Below are 1,793 nucleotides of genomic sequence, written 5' to 3' on the forward strand. Positions count from 1 at the left end.
ACGGCGGGTCAGTCCACGATCGCCATGTCCCGCGCCGTGGCGTTGAGGCGCCGGCCGCCGTCCTCGGTGACGGTGACGATGTCCTCGATGCGCACGCCGAAGCGGCCGGGCAGGTAGATACCGGGTTCGACGGAGAAGCACATGCCGGGCACGAGCTCCTGCTCCTCGCCCTCGATCATGTACGGGGGTTCGTGCGTGGTGACGCCGATGCCGTGCCCGGTGCGGTGGATGAAGTAATCGCCGTACCCGGCGTCGGTGATGACCCGGCGGGCGGCGCGGTCGACGTCCTGGCAGGTGATGCCGGGCCGCACGGCGTCGCAGGCCGCGGTCTGCGCCGCGCGCACGACGTCGTGGACCTCGCGCTCCTCGGCGGTCGGCTCGCCGACGTGCACGGTGCGGGTGGTGTCGGAGCCGTAGCCGTGCTTGAGGCCGCCGAAGTCGAGGACGACCATGTCGCCCCGCTCGATGACGCGGTCGCTCGCCTCGTGGTGCGGGTTGGCGCCGTTGGGCCCGGAGCCGACGACCGTGAAGTCGACCTGGGAGTGTCCGAACTCCTGGAGCAGGCGCGCCAGTTCGCGTGCGATGTCGCTCTCCCTGCGCCCGGAGAAGCGCACCTTCCTGATCTCCTCGTACGTGGCGTCGGCGGCCGCGCCGGCCGCCGCGAGGCGCTCCAGTTCGGCCGCGTCCTTGACCGCGCGGAGCATCGGCAGCGCCTCGGTGAGCGAGACGTACGACGTGCCGGGCAGGGTCTTCTGCAGGCCGAGGAGGTGCATCGCCCAGGCGTTGTCGCTGACCCCGAAGCGGCCGGCGCCGTCCATCAGCGGCGCGGTCACCTCGTACGGGTTCTTGCCGTCGGTCCAGTCGTGCAGGGTCATCGCGTCGGCGCCCGCGGCCTTGGCGGCGTCGGGTGCCTCCAGGGTGGGCACGACGAGCGTGGGCCGCCGCCCCGCGGCCAGGACGAGCAGCGTGAGCCGCTCGGTGTCGGCGGGCACGTGGTAGCCGGTGAGCCAGACGAGGTCCGGGCCGGGAGCGACGAGCACACCGGCGAGCCCGGCGTCGGCGGCGGACTGTGCGGCACGGTCCATCCGGGCCCGGTAGTCGGCTGCGGTGAAGGGCGCGGGTGTGCCGGTCGTCATGTCCGGTGCCTCCATGCGGTGAGCGGGTCCGTCGGCGGGTCTGCGCGCGGTGGAGCGATACCTCCACGGGCAGCATCCTGCCCGCCCTCGGGGGACCGCGCGACTCCATTGTCCGCGGCCGTCGGGCGGGCCCCGCGGCGGGGCGGTGCCCCCGGCAGGGGTCAGGTGACGACCCCGGGCACGACCGTCAGATCCTGCCGCGTGCCGTTGTCGTGGCGGACCTTGACGCGCAGCTCGCGGCCGGGGTGCGCGTCCGCGACGACCGCGGCGAGGTCGCTCGCCGAGCCGACCGCGGCCGCGCCCAGGTGCAGCAGGACGTCCCCGCGCACCAGGCCCGCCGTGTAGCCGGGGCCGGGCACGTGCACGGCCACGACGAGCGCGCCCGGGCCCCCGGGTGCGTCGACGACCTCCACGCCGAGGCTGCTGCCGACGGCCGGCCGGGTCGGTCCCGGCGCCGCCGAGGCCCCCGGGGCCCCGGCGGACGGCGTGGACAGCGGGGCGGACGGCCGCGCGGACGACGGGTGTCCGGACGACGGCCCCGAGGGCGCCGCCCGCTGCTGCGCCTGCTGCATCTCGGCCATCCGGCTGAGCGCGACGACCCCGGTGCCGACGGTGCCGAGGCCGACCCCGGCGAGCACCAGGACCACGGCGCAGCAC

General features: G+C 75.6%; 2 protein-coding genes. Both read right to left on the reverse strand.

Features of this window, described 5'->3' with window-relative positions; translation table 11 throughout:
- Window positions 1-8: 8 nt before the first annotated feature.
- On the reverse strand, window positions 9-1,136 hold the full coding sequence (locus tag GTW43_RS33975) for an aminopeptidase P family protein (RefSeq protein ID WP_161305821.1): 1,128 nt from the start codon (window positions 1,134-1,136) through the stop codon (window positions 9-11).
- 161 nt (window positions 1,137-1,297) lie between these two features.
- A partial coding sequence (locus GTW43_RS33980; RefSeq protein WP_161305822.1) for a PDZ domain-containing protein occupies window positions 1,298-1,793 on the reverse strand: 496 nt, incomplete at its 5' end.

Origin of the sequence: Streptomyces sp. SID5785 (genome assembly GCF_009870065.1) — a bacterium.
In the GTDB taxonomy this organism is placed as follows: domain Bacteria; phylum Actinomycetota; class Actinomycetes; order Streptomycetales; family Streptomycetaceae; genus Streptomyces.

What these genes read in the sequence shown, in the direction of transcription:
- GTW43_RS33975 (WP_161305821.1), bottom strand. Translation starts at nt 1,136, where the DNA reads ATGACGACCGGCACACCCGCGCCCTTCACCGCAGCCGACTACCGGGCC.